Below are 15,579 nucleotides of genomic sequence, written 5' to 3'. Positions count from 1 at the left end.
ATCGGGCCAGGGCCTGGAAGGAGGAAAGGCGGGGAGACCTAATCCTTGACCGTCGAAATATCTGGCGCGTCGACCGCCTTCATGCCGACGACGTGATAGCCGGAATCGACATGATGCACTTCGCCGGTGACGCCGCGCGACAGGTCGGACAGGAAATAGACGCCGGAATCGCCGACCTCTTCCTGCGTGACCGTCTGCTTCAGCGGCGAATTGTACTCGTTCCACTTCAGGATATAGCGGAAGTCACCGATGCCGGAGGCGGCCAGCGTCTTGATCGGGCCGGCAGAGATCGCGTTGACGCGGATCTTCTTGGCCCCGAGATCGACGGCGAGGTAACGCACGCTGGCCTCGAGTGCGGCCTTGGCGACGCCCATGACGTTGTAATGAGGCATGACCTTCTCGGCGCCGTAATAGGTCAGCGTCAGCAGCGAACCACCCTCGGTCATCAGCGCTTCGGCGCGCTTGGCGATGGTGGTGAAGGAATAGACTGAAATGTCCATGGTGCGCAGGAAATTGTCGCGCGTCGTCTCGACATAGCGGCCGGTCAGCTCGTCCTTATCGGAAAAGGCAATGGCGTGCACGAGGAAGTCGAGCTTGCCCCAATGCTTGGCGACATTGGCGAAGACCTCGTCCAGGCTCGCCGGATCGGTTACGTCGCAATGGCCGGCGACAAAGGCGCCCAGTTCCGCCGCCAGCGGCTCGACGCGCTTCTTGAAGGCTTCGCCCTGATAGGTCAGCGCTATCTCGGCGCCGTGATCGACGCAGGCTTTGGCAATGCCATAAGCGATCGACCTGTTGTTGGCGACGCCAAGAATCAGGCCGCGCTTGCCGGCCATCAGGCCCTGTCCACCCGCCATATGCGTGTTCTCCGCAAGATATCTGCTTTGTGGAGTGCCTATCGCACAGGCATACAGCCCCTTCAAGCGTTCAAAGCGGACAGTTCGGGGGACAAAAGCTCTCGATCAGCCTTTTTGGCCGCGCAACAGCGATTCCAGCGCGCTGTCGCCGCCTTCCGGCAGCATGATGCGCACATGGGCATAGAGATCGCCATGGCCGCCGGCTTTCTCCGGCAAGCCCCTGCCCTTGAGCCGCAGGACCTTGTCCGAGCTCGACCAGGCGGGAACGTTGACCGCGAGCCTGCCGGTCGGCGTCTCGACCGGCACCTTGGCGCCCAGCACCGCATCGGCCAGCGAAACCGGCAGGTCAGCGTGCAGGTCACGGCCTTCGATGCGGTAACGCGGATGCCGGCGGATATGGATCTTGACCAGTGCGTCGCCGGGTTGGCCCGGTCCCTGCTCGCCCTGGCCCTTCAGCCGGATGGTCTGGCCATCCTCGACATAGGCCGGCAGCTTGACCGCAACCTTGCGGCCATCCGGGAACATCGCCGTCACCTTCTCGGCATTGGCCGCTTCCTCGATGGTGACGTCGAGCGTGACGTTCAGGTCGGCTGCTGTCGCCGTCTGGCGGCGGTCGCCCGCGCCTGGCCCGCGCGCGCCTGAAAAGGCATCGCCGAAGATCTGGCTGAAGATATCGCTGTTGCCGTCGAACGGATCGCCGCCCGGACGGCCCGAGCGGAACTCGAATCGCGAGCCTCCGGCGCCCTGTTGCTGGCGGCGGAACCCGGCAAAGGGGTCGCCACCGCCGGCCGCACCTTCAAAACCCTGGAAACGCGGCTTGCCGTCGGCGTCGATCTCGCCACGATCGAAAGCCGCACGGTTCTTCTCGTCGCCGATGACCTCATAGGCCTGATTGGCCGCGGCAAAACGGTCCTTTGCCTTGGGATCATTCGGATTCTGGTCCGGATGATGCTTCTTGGCGAGTTTCCGGTACGCCGATTTTATGTCCTTGGCCGATGCGTTCTTTGCAACGCCCAGCACCTCATAGGGGTCGCGCATGCTTCCTGCCCTGGAAATGAGTTGAGTCCATACTTGCCCCCTATATGCGCTCGCATAGGAAGAAATTCCAGTAGCGGACCTTCATATCGACGGCGGAAAATCAGAGTGCCTTGAAGCCCTGCATGCGCCAGCCGCCGGCACCGGCAAGACAGAGTTCGCCCTGGAACATGGCAACGCCGTCAAAGCTTTCGCGCGAAACCTTGAAGCGGCGGCAGGTCTGGCCGCTGTCCTTCAATTCCGCCAGTTCGGTGATGGAGCCGCGCGACCCGGTGCCGGTGTTCGCCCACGGCACCGCCTGGCCGCCGAGTTGCTCGATATCGGCGGACGATACCGCATTGCCGATCGTCGTCTGGTCGGAGTCGCGATCCGAATCGGCCGGCTTGGGCGAAGCCGATGTGCTGCTGGTCAGGATCGAGCGGTCGACTTCGGCCTTTTCCAGGCTGAAGCCACCTGCACCGCAGGCCGCGAGCGGCAGGGCGACTGCCACGATCGCCGCTTTCGTGCTGGCTGAAGCGATAACGCCCCATTGCCTGCTGTCAAAAGCTTGCGCGATACGCGACAATCGGCGACCTCCCTGGTCTCGTGACAATTTGAGAAAAACTATGAGTGACACAGAGTTAACAAGCAGTGACTTTACCGAGGCGGCCGAGCCGTTTCGCCTCTTTGCCGCATGGCTGGACGACGCTACCAAGAGCGAAATCAACGATGCCAATGGCGTGGCATTGGCGACCGTCGATGCCGAGGGCATGCCGGACGTAAGGATGGTGCTGCTCAAGGGGTTCGATGAAAGCGGCTTTGTGTTCTACACGAATTTCGAGAGCGCCAAGGGCCAGGAGATTCTTGGCAGCATGAAGGCGGCGATGTGTTTCCATTGGAAATCGCTGCGCCGCCAGGTGCGCATTCGCGGTCCGGTGGAGCTCGTCAGCGATGCGGAAGCCGACAGCTATTACGCCACGCGGCCACGCGGCAGCCGCATCGGCGCCTGGGCGTCGAAGCAATCGCGCCCGCTGGAAAGCCGCTTCGCGCTGGAAAAGGCGGTCGCAGAATACACGGCGCGTTATGCCATCGGCGAAATCCCGCGACCGAAACATTGGTCGGGCTTCCGAATCGTGCCGAAGACGATCGAATTCTGGCACGACCGGCCGTTCCGGCTGCATGACCGCGTGGTCTTTTCACGCAACGCGGCAGGCGGCTGGGACAAGGCCAGGCTCTATCCCTGAAAAAAACTTCAGCCCTTTTTCCTGGTCATGAATGCCGTGAGAGCGGCGCGCGCCTCGTCGGATTTCAGCCGCTCGCGGAAATGCTCGCTCTCTATCCCGATGCGGGCAACCAGATCGTCGCGTGAGCCACGCATCAGGTCGCGCGCGATCTTGAGCGCTTGCGGTGGCTTGGCCGCGATCTGGCCGGCCGCTGCAAGCACCGAAGCCTCCAGCCCACCTTCCTCGACCACCTCGTAGATCAGCCCGGCGGCCTTCGCGCGCTCGGCCGAAAATCCCTCACCGAGACCGAGCAGGGCGAAAGCACCCTGCTGGCCCAGGATGCGGGGCGCCAAAAGGCTCGATCCTGCCTCGGGCACGAGGCCGAGATCGACGAAGGGGGTCCGAAACACGGTGCGCGGCGTGGCGAAAGTCAGGTCGCAGTGCAGGTTGATCGTGGTGCCGATGCCGACCGCGATACCGTCGACGCCGGACACGATGGGCTTTTCGACCCCGGCCAGGGCGATCAGGAAATCCCAGACTTCGGTGCCGCCATCGCCGCCGGTGGCCACGACCATGAAATCGGCAAGGTCGTTGCCGGAGGAAAAGGCGCCGGGCACGCCGAGAAAGACATGGACGCGGACCGCCGGATCGGCGTCGCCTTCGGCAAGGGCCGCCGACATTTTCGCATACATGGCACGCGTCAGCGCGTTCTTCTTGTCCGGCCGGTTCATGCGGATGAGCTGGATGGCGCCCTGGCGCTCGACGAGGATGTGGTCTGTCACGGTGTTTTCCTTGTGAAGGTCAGGCGGAAATCAGTGCCTCGGCGGCAGCAGCCAGGCTATCGGCGCCATCGATGACGCGCTCCTTCAACGCGCTGGCTTCGCCAAGCAGGTTTTCGGCGAAGAAGCGGCAAAGCGCGATGCGGCCCTGGTCGGCAAGAGCGGCCAGCGCCAGATAGGCACCGCCGGCGGCAAGCGAGATCAGCCGGAGATACGGTGTCGCACCGGCCAGCGCCTCCTCCGTCCGGCCCTCGGCCGACAATTTCTGCAGGAAACGCGTCGCTTGCGTCAAATCGGAGAGCGCCTGATCGAGAGTGTCGGCGGTGCGGCCAAAACCTTCGAGGTTCGACGTTCGCACCGCATTGGCGATACCGGCCAGTTCGTCGATGTAGCCATGCACATGCTCGCCGCCGCCAAGCGGCAGTTTTCGGGTCACCAGGTCGATCGCCTGGATGCCGTTCGTGCCCTCATAGATCGGCGCGATGCGCGCGTCGCGATAGTACGCGGCCGCACCCGTTTCCTCGATGAAGCCCATGCCGCCATGCACCTGGACGCCAAGCGAGGCAACTTCCACGCCGACATCGGTCGAAAACGCCTTGGCGAGCGGAGTCAGCAAATTTGCACGGTCGCGCCAATGCGCCGCCTCGCCGCCTGACGACACGCGCGCCATGTCGATGGCGTGGGCACAGGAATAACTGATCGACCGCGCGATCTGGGTTAGCGCCTTCATGGTCAGGAGATTGCGCTGCACGTCGGGGTGGTGGACGATCGGCGCCATGCCGGCGCCGGCGTAATCCGCCGCCTTGCCCTGGCGGCGTTCATTGGCATAGGCAATCGCCTTCTGGGTCGCTGCTTCCGCGACCGCGACGCCCTGCATCCCGACGGCGAGGCGGGCATTGTTCATCATGGTGAACATGCAGGCGAGGCCCTTGTTCTCCTCGCCGATCAGCCAGCCGATGGCGCCAGGCCTGGCGCCCTGAAAACCATCGCCATAGATCATGGTGCAGGTCGGCGAGGCATGGATGCCGAGCTTGTGCTCGAGGCCGGAACAGAAGACGTCGTTGCGCGCACCGAGCGAGCCATCGTCGCCGACCAGGAATTTCGGCACCAGGAACAGCGAGATGCCACGCGTTCCGGCCGGCGCATCGGGAAGCCGCGCCAGCACCAGATGGATGATGTTGTCGGTGAAATCGTGCTCGCCGTAAGTGATGAATATCTTCTGGCCGAAGAGGCGGTAGGTGCCGTCGCCGGCGGGCTCGGCGCGGGCGCGCAAGGCGGCGAGGTCCGATCCGGCCTGCGGCTCGGTCAGGTTCATCGTGCCCATCCATTCGCCGGAGACGAGCTTTGCCAGATATGTCGCCTTGAGTTCCTCGGAAGCGTGCTTGTCGAGCGCCTCGACCGCGCCCATGGTCAGCGTCGGGCCGATGCCGAAGGCCATAGCGGCGGAGTTCCACATTTCGAGTGCGGCGACGCCGAGCATGGTCGGCAGCGCCTGGCCGCCATACTCTTCCGGCCCGGAGAGCGCATTCCAGCCGCCTTCGATCCAGCGGCGATAGAGTTCCTTCCACCCCGGCGGGGTGGTGACCGCGCCATCGCCGAGCACGGCGCCATGCTCGTCGCCGATTTTATAAAGGGGGGCCACCTCCTCGGAGGCGAAACGGCCGGCCTCGCCGAGGACGGCGTCGACCAGATCCTCGCTGAGGTCTCCGAACGCTCCCGTATCGATGGCGGATTTCATGCCGGCCACATGCTTCACGGTGAACGCGATATCCTCGACCGGTGCCCGATACATGCCGCTCGATCCTCCCTTATGCATCGGCCTCGCCGACCCTAGGGCCAGTGCCGCCGCAAAACCATCCGCCTTTGGGCGGTCTCCCATCGCCTTTTTACGTAAACGTCAAATTTTGTCACGCTGATTTTGCAATCAGGCCGGGCTGTATTAAATTCGACAGATAGCCGGACCAGATCGACCGGCGACGGAAAACCAGCGACCGGAAGATTCTCATGCTTGCCAGACCTGACGCCTATCGCTGCATCGAATGCGGTTTGCCCTATCGGGCAACCGGGTTTTCCTATTATCACGGCGACCTGGGAAATGGTGCCGCCTACTGGTCGGATCGCGGCATATTGTGCTCGCCGCGATGCTCGCTTGCCCACCACCGCAAACGCGCCGCCGAAGGTACGCTGCAACAGGAGCCCGCGCCCGACCCGTTCGAATTTCAACCGTTCAGCCGGCGCTAGCTTATCCCGCACCAGGGTCCGAGAAGCATTTTCTTAACCATAGCGGTCCAGGATTTACCCTTGATCAACGGGGATTCCCTGTTTTGAAAAGGACGGCGCGCCTCCTTCGCCGCACGGCGCTTCTCGCTTTCGCGGCAGCGATTGTGCTGGGCACGGCGGCAAAGGCTTCGGACTTCTCCGAGCCGTGGAAGAGCGCTGACCGCGCGCTCGTCATCGACGCCTACGAATACAATTCCATCGACTGGGCCCAGCTTGTCACCGACAAGCGCATCGTCGCCTTCATCAACAAGGCTTCCGATGGCATGCCGCCGCCCTATTTCTGTTTCGGCGGCGACACTGACGTGAAACTGTGCAAGGCGCTATGGAAACGTCACGCGGTGACGCGCGAATTGTTCCAGACACGCAGGGTCGTGGCCAAGGCGCTCGGCATGAAATGGGGCGCCTATCATCTCGCCCGTCCCGGCAATCCGGTCGAGCAGGCCAACAATTTCCTCGATTTCGCCAACCCCGCACCGGACGACCTCATGGCCCTCGACATCGAGGGCATCGATCCCTCGCAATGGATGTCGCTCGACGATGCCGAGGAGTTCGCCCGCCAGGTGCATCGGCGCATCGGCCGCTTCCCGGTGCTCTACACCAACGGCAAGACCGCCCAATATATCGCCGACAACCGCTACAAATACCGGCTCTTGTCGCGGCTGCCGCTTTGGTACGCGCGCTATAAGCCTGACATCAACGTGCATTTTCCGATGGGCAACTGGCAGGGCTACGCGCTCTGGCAGTTCTCGGCGCAGGCCAATTGCGGCCGCTTCCGTTGCCCCTACAGGGTTGCCGGCACACCCGACAACATCGACGTCAACGTGGCGCCCGCGGATGCCGTCACTCTGCGCCAGCAATGGCCTTTCAGTGGCCTGATCGACGTGCCTGCCGATTATCTTGCCAGCGTACCAGTGCCGCTCTCGCGGGAAGCCGCGCTCGCCGGCAAGGCCACCATCATTTATGCCGATGTGGCGACGCCGCCGACCTTCGAGGAAATGGTCGCCGTGCTTGGTTCGCGCTGGTCAAAATTTCGCGACGGGTTCCGCATGCCAGTCGTGAAGACGGTGCCGCGACGACCGGGGTTCGGCATTGTCCAATATGTGGCCTGGAAGCGGGGCGGGCAGCGTTCCCCCGAACAGCTTGACGCCGCCTTTGCCGCGGCCGACCCGGTCAGCACCGCTTCGACAACCCTCGACCGAGGTCAGCAATAGCCGCCACCCGGTCGGAGCTTCAGCCGGCCTGCTCGCGCGCCACGGCCTGCCAGCCTATGTCGCGGCGGCAAAACCCGTCCGGCCAGTCGATGCGGTCGAGGGCGGCATAGGCCCGCGCCTGCGCCTCTCCGACCGTGGCGCCGCTCGCCGTGACATTGAGCACACGGCCGCCGTTGGCGACCAGCGCACCGCCATTGATTGCGGTGCCGGCATGGAAAATCTGGACGCCTTCACCGGCGGCGTCCTCGACGCCGCGGATGACGGAGCCTTTCTCCGGTGTGCCGGGATAGCCCCTGGCCGCCATCACGACGGTCAGCGCCGCCTCGTCACGCCAGCGCACCGACATATGCGCGAGCTGGCCATCGGTCGCGGCATTGAGCAGCACCAGCAGGTCATCCCTGAGCCGCATCACCAGCACCTGGCATTCCGGATCGCCGAAGCGGGTGTTGTATTCGATCAGCTTCGGCCCGCTTTCCGTGATCATCAGTCCGGCGAACAGAATCCCGGCGAAAGGCGCGCCAAGCTCGGCCATGCCGTGCATGGTCGGCTCGATGATCTCGCGCATGGTGCGCTCGATCATGTCAGGCGTCATTACGGGGGCCGGCGAATAGGCACCCATGCCGCCGGTGTTGGGACCGACGTCGCCATCACCGACGCGCTTGTGGTCCTGCGCGGTGCCGAAGGGAAGCGCCGTGGTGCCGTCGCAGAGGCAGAAGAAACTCGCCTCCTCGCCGGTCATGAATTCCTCGACCACCACCTCCGCGCCGGCAGCACCAAAGGACCCGTCAAAGCAGGAAGCGAGTGCCGCCCGTGCCTCGTCCATCGTCATGGCTACGGTGACACCCTTGCCAGCTGCGAGCCCGTCGGCCTTAATGACGATCGGCGCACCTGTCTTCTCGACATAGGCCTTGGCCGAGGCCAGGTCGCCGAACCGGCCATAGGCGGCGGTCGGAATGTTGTACCGGGCGCAGAGGTCCTTGGTGAAACCCTTCGAGCCTTCCAGCCGCGCGGCGGCCTTCGAAGGCCCGAAGACGCGGATGTTTTCGGCGCGCAGATCATCGGCGATGCCGGCGACGAGCGGCCCTTCCGGGCCGACCACGACGAGATCGATTTTTTTCTCCCGGCAGAAGGCGGCGACCGCGGCGTGATCGGTGATATCAAGCTTCACCAGTTCGGCCTCGCTGCCAATGCCCGGATTGCCGGGGGCCGCGTAGAGCTTGGTCAGCAGCGGCGAAGCGGCGATCTTCCAGGCCAGCGCATGTTCGCGGCCGCCGGAGCCGAGAAGAAGAACGTTCATGGCCACCTCTTGATGCCGCCGATCCCATAGAGAGAACAACCCGCTATTGCTCTCTGGGCGACGGGTCAAGGCGTCAGGGTGGATTGCGCACGGGAACGTTATCCCTGTCGAATAGGGCGCCGGCCACCGCCGCCCCTATTCCGGCGCTCGTTCAGCCCTGAAAGACCACCGGAAACCAATCCTCGCGCAGCTTCTGTCCCGGCTGCATGCCATGGCCGTGATAGGGCGGCGAGGTGCGGCCCGGTCGCTCGACATAATGGGCATCGTCGCCGACCCAGCGCAGCGACAACGCCCGGCGCCGGGCCGCGGTCATATTGCCGCGCGCGCCGTGTGCCGTCCTGAAGTCGAACAGGATGGCGTCGCCCGGCTCCATCTCCCATTCGATAACTTTCATCGATGGATCGGTGTCGGGATCGGGCACCGGACGGTAATCGCCCTCGGCGGCGTAAAAATTGCCATCGTCCAGCCAGCGTACCGGCAGGATCATCTTGTCCCATTTGTGCGAGCCGGCGATCAGGCGCAGCGTCGCCTCCTTCACAGGATCGATGGGGATCCAGAAGCTCACCGTCTGCTGGCCGTCGACGAAATAATAGGGGATGTCCTGGTGCCACGGCGTCGGCTTCTGCGTACCGGGCTCCTTGACCAGCACATGGTCGTGGAAGAACTGCGCGGTGCGCGACTGCATCACCGCGGCCGCCAGTCGCGCCGCCGGCGAATTGCGCACGACATCGACGAATTCAGGGATACGCTCCCAGTTGCAGTAATCGTCGAAGAAGCTGCCCTTGCCGCCAGCGATGTCGGACGCGGTGGCGCTGCGGCTCCGCATGTTGCGCTCGATGCCGGCGGCAATGGTGTCGACCCAGCCCTTGAAGGCGCCGCGGATGCAGACCGCGCCGTCACTTTGGTAGTCGGCAATTGTCCGCGCATCGATGATTTCGGTGTCGATTGGCTGCGCTGCGGTTTGGGAAGCCATGGTGTCCTCCTCTTAGGATCGAGGCCACTATCGCAATCTCCTCTCATTCAGTAAAATAATAACTTCTCATCTGACACATAGGTTTTGGCTATGAGCCTTACGCTCACGCAACTCCGCTATCTCATTGCCGTCGCCCGCCATGGCAGCGTTACCGGCGCGGCGCGGGCGATCAACATTTCGCAGCCGTCGATTTCAGTGGCCATCGACGCCATCGAAAGGGATTTCGGCCAGAAGCTGTTTGTGCGCCAGCGGGGAAGCGGCGTTTCGCTGACCTCGTTCGGCCGTGTCGTGGTAGCGAAGGCAAAGCAGGTCCTTGCCGAGACCGACGAACTCATGAGCCTGGGTTCGGGCAATTCAGCCATCGGTGGCGAGCTGGTGCTCGGCTGCTTCGAGGATCTGGCGCCCTTCTTCGCGCCGGGCCTCATCCGCGCCTTCTCCGAACGCCATCCAGCGGTCGCGGTTGTCGTCCGTGACGAGACGTTCGAGACGCTCGGGCGACGCCTGGCGGATGCTACCGTCGACCTCGGCCTCAGCTACGATCTCGGCCTGCCGTCGCATTTCGCCCGCATCCTGCTGCACGAGCTTCGGCCGCATGCGCTGCTGCCGGCGGGCCATGCACTGGCGGGCCGGCCCGAGGTCAGCCTGGCGGATCTGGCCGCCTACCCGCTGATCACGACCGACCAGCCGCATAGCTGGCAGCATATGCTCGACCTGTTCCGCGGCCGTGGCCTGTCGCCGGTGGCCGACATGCGAACAAGTTCGTTCGAACTCCAGCGCAGCATGGTGGCCAACGGCTTCGGCGTCGCGGTCAGCTATACCCGCCCGCATGGCGACCGCAGCTATGACGGCTTGCGCCTCGTCTGCAAACCGCTGTCGGATCCGCTGCCCATGCAGCGCATCATTCTCACCCATGATACGCATCAGCGCGTGTCGAATGCGGCGCTGGCTTTCATCGCGGTGGCGAAAGTCTGGTTTTCCACACGCGACATCTTCGCGTCGTGACGGGTTGGCGGCCGCCGCTCCGCCGCTTGCCGCTTGACGGTTTCCGCCGCTGCTGCCACTCCATGCCGATGGAACCTGTCCAGTCAAAAGCGGCCCAGGGTCGCGTCGCCGATGCGCCGAACCGCCATTGGGTCTATCGCGTGCTGCCGCGCGCGATCTGGCCCTATGCGCAGCTGGCGCGGTGGGACAGGCCGATCGGCTGGCAGTTGCTTTTGTGGCCATGCTGGTGGTCGGCGGCACTTGCGGCGAGCGCCTATCCGCGCCCAGGCGACCCGCTGCTCTCGCTGCTGCCGGCGCCCTTGTACCTTGTGCTCTTCCTGATTGGCGCCATCGCCATGCGTGGCGCCGGTTGCACCTATAACGACATTGTCGACCAGGACATCGATAACCAGGTCGAACGCACCCGCTCACGCCCGCTACCGTCCGGTCAGACCACGCGCCGGCGGGCCTGGCTGTTTCTTGTCCTGCAGGCCCTGGTCGGCCTGGCGGTTCTCCTGCAGTTCAACAGCTTTGCCATTCTGCTCGGCGTCTGCTCGCTGGCGATCGTCGCCGTCTATCCATTCATGAAGCGGATAACCAACTGGCCGCAACTGTTTCTCGGCCTCGCCTTTTCCTGGGGCGCGCTGATGGGGTGGGCGGTCGAGTTCGGTGATCTCGATGGCCCCGCCATCATGCTCTATATCGGTTCGATCCTGTGGGTGATCGGCTATGACACGATCTATGCCCACCAGGACAAGGAAGACGACGCCATTGTCGGCGTGCGTTCGACCGCGCGGCTGTTCGGCGACAACACCAAGGCATGGCTCGCGGGGCTCTATGGCGGTACGCTGATCTGCTTCGCCATCGCCTTCGCCTCGGCGCAAGCCCCGGTGGTGGCACTGGCGGGATTGATCGCCGCCGGCGCCCACATGGCGCGGCAGATCGCGGTTCTGGATATCGACGATCCAGACCAGTGCCTGCGGCTGTTTAGGTCGAACAACCAGGTCGGCTGGCTGATCTTCCTCGGCCTGATCGGCGGCGCACTGTGGGTGGCGCTGAAGCCGCTGGTGTAGCGGCTTTTCCTTCTCCCCGTCTCTATACGGGGAAAGGTGGCGGCAGCCGGATGAGGGGCAGCGCCGACCTTTGGTGGCGAGGCGAGGGTTCATCGACGAACCAGCGCACACGCAATTAAGGCCAAAAAATCATGCCAGCGCTGCCTCTCATCGCCCTGCCGGGCACTTCTCCCCGTATAGTGACGGGGAGAAGAACGCTAGTCTCTTGAAATGATCTCCTCGCCGCCGATCACCAGCCTGAGGCCGAGGTCACCGGCTCTGCGGCGGGCAAGGAAGCGGGGGCGGCGCATATTGGAAACGCGGCCCTTGCGGCGCTCCCGCGGCGGCAATGTCTTGATGGCGGCGCCGAGCGATTCTTCCAGGGTGCGGGCGACGCCATCGGATTCGATCAGCAGCATCGGCAGACGGTAGGCGTCGGCCCAGGCGCGCCAGTCGGCGGCGACGTCTTCGAGATCGTCGGCCACCAGCAGCGGCACCGACAGCATCGGATCGTTGTGCAGGAGTTCCAGGGTCACCGTGACATTGCCTTCCGGATCCTCCATCGCACGGGCGGCGACGCCACGAAATGCATTGGCGGGCAGCACGATGATCGCCGGCAGGCCGCTCATCTCGAGCAGGCGGCGGATCACGGCGCCGCGCTGGTCGATGGTGAAGGTTACGTCGCCATAATCGTCGCGCGTGGCATAGCTCACCACCTGCGGCAGGCGGAATGGGTCGAGACGCATGTTGCGTCCCGCCCAGACTGGCTTCAGTCCAGTGTTCACGTTCATAGAGCGCCTTCCTGTCTGTCTCCTGAGAGCCGGTGTCCGGTTCTCTCCGGGCCAGTTTTCCCGGCCTCGTTATGGGGAAACAGTAGCGCCGGCTCCTTACCGCCGCGCTTAAGAAAGTCGGTTAAATTTTGCTGATCGCAGGGATGGTTATCGGAATGCCACCAGCCACGGGATGTTGAAAGGATCAGATAACCTTACCAGGATTCATGATGCCCGCCGGATCGAAGGCAGCCTTTACCCGGCGCATCAGATCGATGGCCATCGGCGGCGCGGTGGCGATCAGTTCGTCGCGCTTCAACTGACCGATGCCGTGCTCGGCCGAGATCGAACCGTGCAGGCTGCGCACCACGTCATGCACGGCCTTGTTCATCGCATGATAGAGCGCCAGGAACGCCTCGTCGTCGCCGTCGGCGGGCCGTGAAATGTTATAGTGGAGATTGCCGTCTCCCATATGGCCGAAGCAGACCACGCGGGCGCCGGCGCTCACTGACGCCACCGCGCCGGCGGCCTCCGCGATGAAGCGCGGTATCGATGCGATCGGCACCGAAATGTCGTGCTTGATCGAAGCGCCTTCCGGCTTCTGTGCCTCGGGCAACAGCTCGCGAAAATCCCAGAAGGCATCGCCCTGCCCGAGGCTGGCGGCGATGACGGCATCGCCGACGAATTCCTGCTCGAGACCCGCCGAAAGCACATCCTCGATCAGCGCCCGAGAATCCTCCGCTGAGCGGCCGGACGATATCTGCATCAGCACGTACCAGAGCCAGTCTTCGGCAAGCGGCCGCACGACGCCCTGGGCGTGCGCAAGGGTAAAGTCGTACGGGCGCTTGCCGATCAGTTCGAAGGCCGTGAGTGCGGCCCCGGCGCGGTCCATGGCCAGGCTGAACAGGGAAAGGGCGGCGTCGGGCGACGACAGGCCGACGAAGGCGACGTCCCTCCCCTTCGGCTTCGGGAACAGTTTGAGCACGGCGGCGGTGATGACACCGAGCGTGCCTTCGGCGCCGATGAACAGGTTCTTCAGGTCGTAGCCGGTGTTGTCCTTCTTCAGTTTGCGCAAATCGTCGAACACCTCGCCGGTCGGCAGCACCACCTCGACGCCGAGGCACAGTTCGCGCGCATTGCCATAGGCCAGCACGCCGGTGCCGCCGGCATTGGACGACAGGTTGCCGCCGATCTGGCAGGAGCCTTGCGCGGCGAGCGACAGCGGAAACAGCCGGTTGGCGGCATCGGCCGCTTCCTGCAAGGTCTGCAGGATGACACCGGCCTCGACCGTGACCGTATTGGACAGGACATCGATCTCGCGGATGCGGTTCAGCCGCGACAGCGACAGGACGATCTCGCGACCGGATCTGTCCGGCACTTGCGCGCCGACCAGCCCGGTGTTGCCGCTTTGCGGCACGATCGGCGTTCCGGTCTCAGTCGCCAGCCGCATGATCCGGCTGACCTCGTCGACGCTGCCCGGCCGCAGCACCAGGGACGTCGCGCCGTGCCAGAGGCCGCGTCGCTCGATCAGATAAGGCGCGATGTCCTGCTGGTCGCGCAGCGCATATTTGTCGCCGACGATCGCCGCGAAACGATCGATGAGAGCGGGATCGAGTGTCTTTGCGGTTGCGGTCATCTGGGAAAACTACGTTGTGGGCTGTGCGTTGTCACGAGGAGCGGCGGCACGGGAGAGCCGGTCGTTGATGGCCTCGCCGAGCCCGTCAAAGGGAATTGGCTCGACGGCGATAATCCGCGCGCCGCTACGGTCCAAATCCTGCATGTAGGCAAAGAGATTGCTTGCCGCTTCACGCAAGTCACCTGACCGGGAGAGGTTGAGGAAAGCGGTTGCGCCGCGCCAGCCTTCCGCGCGCTGGTCGCCGAAGGCAAGCAACGCTTCTCCTTCACCAACCGTGCCGGCATTGAGCCGAACAGCCGCGCCCGGTGCGTAATGCGAGGCAAGCATGCCCGGCGCCTCGACGCCGGCAATGCCGCCGCGCTGCAGCTCCATGCGGATGGCCGCCTCGATCTCGTCGGCGGCAATGCCGCCGGGCCGAAGCAGGCGCAATCTTTCGCCTTCGGCCTTGACGATGGTCGATTCCAGCCCGACCGGCGTGGCGCCACCATCGACCACCAGTTTGATGCGCCCGCCTAAATCCGCAGCCACCGCTTGCGCCGTCGTCGCGCTGATCTTGCCGGATGAGTTGGCACTGGGCGCGGCAAGCGGTCGGCCAAGCCTAGCGATCAGGTCGCCGCCAAAACCCCTCGGCATGCGCACGGCGATCGTGTCGAGCCCGGCCGTAACCAGCGGATGAATGCCGTTGCCGGGGCGCTGTGGCAGCACCAGCGTCAGCGGACCCGGCCAGAAGGCAAGCGCGAGCTTCCTGGACAGCGGATCGAACGAGGCGATGCGCTCGGCCATCGCCATGTCGGCGACATGGGCGATCAGCGGATTGAAACGCGGCCGCCCCTTGGCTTCGAAAATGCGCGCCACGCCAATGCCGTTGGTGGCATCGCCGGCAAGCCCGTACACGGTTTCCGTTGGAATGGCGACGACATCGCCGCCCTCAAGCAGCGCCAACGCCGGTTCCATCGCTTCGCCGACGGCAAGTATTTCAACCACTCTCGTCACCTCGCGGATGCCGGCTGCGTAATACGACGGGGCCGCCGGGGCAAGCGGGCATTGGCAATTCATCAATTCCTAAAATGCTATCTTTCCACGAAAGCCGGCATCAATCGCCGAGTACTATCGTGCGGCTTCTGGGCAATGGGAGCTATGTCGGTGTCTGTTCGTATCTGGGGAGCGCTTGCCATCACTTTGGCCTCAATGGGAGGCGGGGCTCAGGCCTCGTCGCTGGTCTTTCCCGGTGCGCCGGCCTCGACACCCTCCATCCTTGCGCTGAAGGCGGCCGACGGCAAGGCGAGCGACGTTGTGTCCGTCGTTGCGCTTGGCGAGCCTGACGTCACCTACGAAAAGGTCGCGGCAATCCCCGGCAAGGCCGAGGCGAGGCACTCCTTCGCGCAGAGCCCGATGATCATTAGGGGCGGCGTCGTCGGCGGCGCTTTCTCGACACCCGTGCAGGCCAAGGCGCCGGCCGCGGCAACGGCCCCAGCCACCCCAGCCGCCCCCGCCACGGCGACAGCC

The 15,579-nt window shown here is 64.2% G+C and carries 16 protein-coding genes; 6 read left to right on the top strand and 10 right to left on the bottom strand.

From position 1 onward, the window contains the following. Nucleotides 1–38: 38 nt before the first annotated feature. The 3 genes from fabI to LB554_RS26255 form a co-directional block, all read right to left on the bottom strand. Nucleotides 39–857 (bottom strand): enoyl-ACP reductase FabI, encoded by an 819-nt coding sequence (gene fabI / locus LB554_RS26265; RefSeq protein ID WP_015318818.1) that lies wholly within the window; start codon nt 855–857, stop codon nt 39–41. A gap of 105 nt (nt 858–962) precedes the next feature. After that, nucleotides 963–1,895, bottom strand: coding sequence for a DnaJ C-terminal domain-containing protein (locus LB554_RS26260; protein ID WP_015318819.1), 933 nt, complete (start codon nt 1,893–1,895; stop codon nt 963–965). 100 nt (nt 1,896–1,995) lie between these two features. Further along, complete coding sequence (locus tag LB554_RS26255; protein WP_015318820.1) at nt 1,996–2,457, bottom strand: RT0821/Lpp0805 family surface protein; 462 nt, start codon at nt 2,455–2,457, stop codon at nt 1,996–1,998. A gap of 40 nt (nt 2,458–2,497) precedes the next feature. Between LB554_RS26255 and pdxH the strand changes: the two genes are divergently transcribed. After that, entirely contained in the window at nt 2,498–3,115 is a 618-nt protein-coding gene (gene pdxH, locus LB554_RS26250; RefSeq protein WP_140617306.1) for a pyridoxamine 5'-phosphate oxidase, read from the top strand. A gap of 8 nt (nt 3,116–3,123) precedes the next feature. Here the strand turns inward: pdxH and LB554_RS26245 are convergent, their stop codons facing one another. Further along, nucleotides 3,124–3,876 (bottom strand): crotonase/enoyl-CoA hydratase family protein, encoded by a 753-nt coding sequence (locus LB554_RS26245; RefSeq protein ID WP_224587703.1) that lies wholly within the window; start codon nt 3,874–3,876, stop codon nt 3,124–3,126. 19 nt (nt 3,877–3,895) lie between these two features. After that, entirely contained in the window at nt 3,896–5,665 is a 1,770-nt protein-coding gene (locus LB554_RS26240) for an acyl-CoA dehydrogenase family protein (protein ID WP_224587701.1), read from the bottom strand. Between the two features lie 212 nt (nt 5,666–5,877). Between LB554_RS26240 and LB554_RS26235 the strand changes: the two genes are divergently transcribed. Together LB554_RS26235 and LB554_RS26230 are read left to right on the top strand one after the other, a co-directional pair. Further along, nucleotides 5,878–6,114, top strand: coding sequence for a hypothetical protein (locus tag LB554_RS26235; RefSeq protein ID WP_140715026.1), 237 nt, complete (start codon nt 5,878–5,880; stop codon nt 6,112–6,114). Between the two features lie 83 nt (nt 6,115–6,197). Then, nucleotides 6,198–7,364, top strand: a complete 1,167-nt coding sequence (locus tag LB554_RS26230) for a glycoside hydrolase family 25 protein (protein ID WP_263486025.1) — start codon at nt 6,198–6,200, stop codon at nt 7,362–7,364. A 19-nt stretch (nt 7,365–7,383) separates the two neighbouring features. On the opposite strand, the gene purD is transcribed toward LB554_RS26230, so the two are convergent. Together purD and LB554_RS26220 are read right to left on the bottom strand one after the other, a co-directional pair. Beyond that, nucleotides 7,384–8,661 (bottom strand): phosphoribosylamine--glycine ligase, encoded by a 1,278-nt coding sequence (gene purD / locus LB554_RS26225; RefSeq protein ID WP_224587700.1) that lies wholly within the window; start codon nt 8,659–8,661, stop codon nt 7,384–7,386. Nucleotides 8,662–8,812: 151 nt separating this feature from the next. Further along, on the bottom strand, nt 8,813–9,634 hold the full coding sequence (locus LB554_RS26220) for a phytanoyl-CoA dioxygenase family protein (RefSeq protein WP_224587699.1): 822 nt from the start codon (nt 9,632–9,634) through the stop codon (nt 8,813–8,815). 90 nt (nt 9,635–9,724) lie between these two features. Here LB554_RS26220 and LB554_RS26215 point away from each other — a divergent pair, with 90 nt between their 5' ends. Together LB554_RS26215 and ubiA are read left to right on the top strand one after the other, a co-directional pair. Continuing rightward, nucleotides 9,725–10,636 carry a LysR family transcriptional regulator gene (locus LB554_RS26215; RefSeq protein WP_224587698.1) on the top strand — a complete coding sequence of 304 codons (912 nt, stop codon included), beginning with the start codon at nt 9,725–9,727 and terminating at the stop codon, nt 10,634–10,636. A 68-nt stretch (nt 10,637–10,704) separates the two neighbouring features. Continuing rightward, entirely contained in the window at nt 10,705–11,688 is a 984-nt protein-coding gene (ubiA, locus tag LB554_RS26210) for a 4-hydroxybenzoate octaprenyltransferase (protein ID WP_224587755.1), read from the top strand. Between the two features lie 197 nt (nt 11,689–11,885). Here the strand turns inward: ubiA and LB554_RS26205 are convergent, their stop codons facing one another. From LB554_RS26205 to LB554_RS26195, 3 genes are all read right to left on the bottom strand, one after another. Then, the gene (locus LB554_RS26205) at nt 11,886–12,452 is read right to left on the bottom strand and encodes a DUF6101 family protein (RefSeq protein ID WP_041163896.1); all 567 of its coding nucleotides are present in this window, start codon (nt 12,450–12,452) and stop codon (nt 11,886–11,888) included. 190 nt (nt 12,453–12,642) lie between these two features. Then, the gene (locus LB554_RS26200) at nt 12,643–14,073 is read right to left on the bottom strand and encodes an FAD-binding oxidoreductase (protein ID WP_224587697.1); all 1,431 of its coding nucleotides are present in this window, start codon (nt 14,071–14,073) and stop codon (nt 12,643–12,645) included. A 9-nt stretch (nt 14,074–14,082) separates the two neighbouring features. Next, nucleotides 14,083–15,027, bottom strand: a complete 945-nt coding sequence (locus LB554_RS26195) for an L-threonylcarbamoyladenylate synthase (protein WP_263486028.1) — start codon at nt 15,025–15,027, stop codon at nt 14,083–14,085. A gap of 183 nt (nt 15,028–15,210) precedes the next feature. On the opposite strand from LB554_RS26195, the gene LB554_RS26190 reads away from it, so the two are divergent. After that, nucleotides 15,211–15,579: hypothetical protein (locus LB554_RS26190; RefSeq protein ID WP_224587695.1), on the top strand; the 369-nt coding region annotated here is incomplete at its 3' end.

Source organism: Mesorhizobium sp. CO1-1-11, assembly GCF_020164995.1.
Classification (GTDB): domain Bacteria; phylum Pseudomonadota; class Alphaproteobacteria; order Rhizobiales; family Rhizobiaceae; genus Mesorhizobium; species Mesorhizobium australicum.
The sequence above is the reverse complement of the archived record's forward strand: the minus strand, read 5'-3'. Positions and strand labels throughout refer to the sequence as shown.

What these genes read in the sequence shown, in the direction of transcription:
- LB554_RS26215 (WP_224587698.1), top strand. Translation starts at nt 9,725, where the DNA reads ATGAGCCTTACGCTCACGCAACTCCGCTATCTCATTGCCGTCGCCCGC.
- LB554_RS26235 (WP_140715026.1), top strand. Translation starts at nt 5,878, where the DNA reads ATGCTTGCCAGACCTGACGCCTATCGCTGCATCGAATGCGGTTTGCCC.
- LB554_RS26200 (WP_224587697.1), bottom strand. Translation starts at nt 14,073, where the DNA reads ATGACCGCAACCGCAAAGACACTCGATCCCGCTCTCATCGATCGTTTC.
- ubiA (WP_224587755.1), top strand. Translation starts at nt 10,705, where the DNA reads ATGGAACCTGTCCAGTCAAAAGCGGCCCAGGGTCGCGTCGCCGATGCG.
- fabI (WP_015318818.1), bottom strand. Translation starts at nt 857, where the DNA reads ATGGCGGGTGGACAGGGCCTGATGGCCGGCAAGCGCGGCCTGATTCTT.
- purD (WP_224587700.1), bottom strand. Translation starts at nt 8,661, where the DNA reads ATGAACGTTCTTCTTCTCGGCTCCGGCGGCCGCGAACATGCGCTGGCC.
- LB554_RS26260 (WP_015318819.1), bottom strand. Translation starts at nt 1,895, where the DNA reads ATGCGCGACCCCTATGAGGTGCTGGGCGTTGCAAAGAACGCATCGGCC.
- LB554_RS26195 (WP_263486028.1), bottom strand. Translation starts at nt 15,027, where the DNA reads ATGGAACCGGCGTTGGCGCTGCTTGAGGGCGGCGATGTCGTCGCCATT.
- pdxH (WP_140617306.1), top strand. Translation starts at nt 2,498, where the DNA reads ATGAGTGACACAGAGTTAACAAGCAGTGACTTTACCGAGGCGGCCGAG.
- LB554_RS26240 (WP_224587701.1), bottom strand. Translation starts at nt 5,665, where the DNA reads ATGTATCGGGCACCGGTCGAGGATATCGCGTTCACCGTGAAGCATGTG.
- LB554_RS26220 (WP_224587699.1), bottom strand. Translation starts at nt 9,634, where the DNA reads ATGGCTTCCCAAACCGCAGCGCAGCCAATCGACACCGAAATCATCGAT.